The 2,048-nt window shown below is 45.8% G+C and carries 2 protein-coding genes; one reads left to right on the plus strand and one right to left on the minus strand.

From position 1 onward, the window contains the following. The first annotated feature begins 472 nt into the window (after positions 1 to 472). Positions 473 to 1,420, plus strand: coding sequence for a Dyp-type peroxidase (locus ACKTSG_RS14130; RefSeq protein ID WP_407895655.1), 948 nt, complete (start codon positions 473 to 475; stop codon positions 1,418 to 1,420). A 55-nt stretch (positions 1,421 to 1,475) separates the two neighbouring features. Here ACKTSG_RS14130 and ACKTSG_RS14135 read toward each other — a convergent pair whose 3' ends face one another. Beyond that, on the minus strand, positions 1,476 to 1,652 hold the full coding sequence (locus ACKTSG_RS14135; RefSeq protein ID WP_407895657.1) for a hypothetical protein: 177 nt from the start codon (positions 1,650 to 1,652) through the stop codon (positions 1,476 to 1,478). Between the last annotated feature and the right edge of the window lie 396 nt (positions 1,653 to 2,048).

The following is a 2,048-nucleotide window of genomic DNA, read 5'->3' on the forward strand; positions in this document are numbered from 1 at the left end:
TGCATCAAGACGATACCTCTTTCATTAATTGTGTAGGAACTTTAATGATAACAGGTCGTATCGACTTGGTGTTTTTTATTTTGTCTGAGTGCTAACGATAGTGGCTAACTTGATTGTAAAACGCGGGAACGATAATTAAAACGCGATTTTCGAAAAAAATATCGAACTTTTAACGCAAAGAATATTCGCGAGTTTTGATCATTTAAATTATTAAGACGACTGACTAGAAACGCCTTGGCACCGGCGCCAAGACACCCATCTACGCTTCGCCAGGTAAAAAATGAGCGGCAAGGTGTCCCCTCCGCTCATGCTGACTGAAAACCAACTGGTCCGGATTGGTGCCCACAACTTCACGCTGATCGTCACCATGACCAGTCGCTGCTGTATTTGCAAAGGATTCTTACTAATCCTGCATTGTATGGGGTCATTTGAGGCACATACTAGAATCATTATTAATAAGGAGATGGTGCTGATGTCGATCGATTTACGCGACGTGCAAGCAGTTTATAAAGATGCTGGCGATAATATTATTTTTGCGACGATGGATCTGTTGCGACAAGACCCAGCTGACGACCTTGAAGCGATCCAAGATCTGGCAGAACATTTGCCTGCTTTTGAATCGTCGTTGAATGTCCGCTACCCAGAAAGTGGCCTGGCGGTAGCTTTTGGGTTATCCCGAAAAGCTTGGGACTACTTATTTCCAAACCAGCCACGGCCGGCAGAACTAGAAGCCTTCCAGCCGATCGTCGGTCCAAAATATACCGCACCAGCCACGCTGGCAGACTTGTTCTTCCATATCCGCGCGAAAAATTCTGCAGTGCCTTTTGAATTGATGAGTCAAGTGATGACACGCTTACGCGAACATGTGACAGTGATCGATGAAACTCACGGCTTTCGGTATTTTGAAGGTCGCGCGATCATTGGGTTTGTTGATGGCACCGAAAATCCCAGTGCCTTAGACACGCCAGATTACGCGGTGATCGGCGACGAAGACCCAACGTTCATCAATGGCTCATACGCTTTTGCCCAAAAATACGACCACGACTTAGATGCCTGGAACCGCCTGAAAACCGAGGAACAAGAAGCCGCGATCGGTCGCAAAAAGTTCTCTGATGTGGAACTGGAAGACGAACAAAAGGCCCAAAACGCGCACAACGTGGTCTCTCAAGACAACAACGGCGGCGTGGAACATAAAATCGTGCGGATGAATGTGCCATATAGCGATCCGGTCAAAGGCGTTAACGGGACCTACTTTATCGGTTACGCACGGCATTGGACCGTAACCAAGCGGATGCTTGAAGGCATGTTCAGCAAGTCTGATCGGTTGCTGGACTTCTCCACACCAGTCAGCGGCGAAGTGTTCTTCATCCCTTCACGACATCTACTTGCCGCGATCGCCAACGACGAAACGTTCATCTAATACGCAAAATGACCGCGCAACCAGATCATGGCTGCGCGGTCATTTTTTCATCTATTTAAAAGTAGTTCAGCGGATTTAAGACTTCAAACCACAACATCCAAAAATCTTCCCAGAAATCCACAGCCTTGCGATGCCGTAAATGCCGCCAAAGCTTGCGGATCAGCGTTAATAACAGGCAAAACCCAGTCCACACCACGGCGATCACGACGATCCAGCCTAATATCTGTACCATGGCACACCTCACAAAAAAGTTTTTTGCGCGAATCAAATAATCGTTATCCAATTGTAGATTATTGAACGGCTATTTGGACTTGATCACACCGCTGGTTTCACGGTTTCAAGCCATTATCGCATTTCTTGAAAGCGGTGTCTATCACTTTGCATCAGTTCCTTGGCGAGCCTATCAATTTCGCTGTTGGCCACAAATGTCGCCTAAAATTTCGCCGATCCAGTGAAATGGGTGTCAATACCATTGTTTATTAAAATATTTTTAGTTATACTTAGTGGCTGGTGAATTAGCCCTAACTTTCAGGCAAATCCACGATAACTTTGTAATCAATCTTCACCGCAGTCTTATTCTTTTTGGCAGTAATCGAAATTGGTCTACTTAAAACTGCGAGAAGATTTT

Source organism: Lacticaseibacillus salsurae (assembly GCF_045862175.1).
GTDB lineage: Bacteria > Bacillota > Bacilli > Lactobacillales > Lactobacillaceae > Lacticaseibacillus > Lacticaseibacillus salsurae.